This is a genomic window from Novosphingobium sp. AP12 (genome assembly GCF_000281975.1).
Classification (GTDB): domain Bacteria; phylum Pseudomonadota; class Alphaproteobacteria; order Sphingomonadales; family Sphingomonadaceae; genus Novosphingobium.
Genome location: NZ_AKKE01000118.1, coordinates 1 through 909 on the forward strand (window position 1 = coordinate 1; position 909 = coordinate 909).

The 909-nt window shown below is 66.2% G+C and carries 1 protein-coding gene; it reads right to left on the reverse strand.

The genetic code is table 11. The features are described 5' to 3' along the window. On the reverse strand, positions 1-857 hold an 857-nt coding region (locus tag PMI02_RS15580; RefSeq protein ID WP_007684546.1), incomplete at its 3' end, for a UTP--glucose-1-phosphate uridylyltransferase. Between the last annotated feature and the right edge of the window lie 52 nt (positions 858-909).

Sequence of the window (909 nt, forward strand, 5' to 3'; positions counted from 1 at the left end):
GCGCGAACCTCGTCGCCCAGGTCCGGGCGGTCGAGCGCGATGGCGAGGGTAGCCTCGACGAAGCCCAGCTTGGAGCCGCAGTCGAAGCGGCGGCCGGCGAAAGTGACGGCGTGGAAAGGCTGCACGCCGATCAGCTTGGCCATCGAATCGGTCAGCTGGATCTCGCCGCCCGCGCCCTTGCCCTGGTTTTCCAGAAGACCCATGACTTCGGGCTGGAGAATGTAGCGGCCCGATACGATCTTGTTCGAAGGCGCTTCGGCGACCTTGGGCTTCTCCACCAGCCCCTTGACCTCGGTCAGCGCGCCATTGACCGCACCCGGCGCGATGACGCCGTAGCTGGAAACCTCCTCCATCGGCACTTCGAGCACCGAAACGAGGTTGCCGCCCACTTCGTTGTAGGCCTCGACCATCTGTGCCATGCAGCCAGGCGATCCGTACATCAGCTCGTCGGGCAGGAAGATCGCGAAAGGCTCGTCGCCGATCACCGCGCGGGCGCACCACACCGCATGGCCAAGGCCCAGCGGCACCTGCTGGCGCACGGTCACGAGGTTGCCCGGCTGTATGCGAGTGGGCTCCAGCGGATCAAGCGACTTGCCGCGGGCCGTCATCGTCGCTTCCAGCTCGTAGGCGGTGTCGAAGTGCTCGACGATCGCGGTCTTGCCGCGGCCGGTGACGAATACGAACTCCTCGATCCCCGCCTCGCGCGCCTCGTCGACGGCGTACTGGATCAGCGGGCGGTCGACGACGGGCAGCAGTTCCTTGGGGATCGCCTTGGTGGCGGGGAGGAAGCGGGTGCCGAGGCCGGCGACGGGGAAGACGGCCTTGCGGACGGGCTTGCGGAAGGTGTTGTCACTCATGGATCCGGATCATGCCTCGCTCATGTTGCAGTGCGGTTAAAGCGCCTAAACG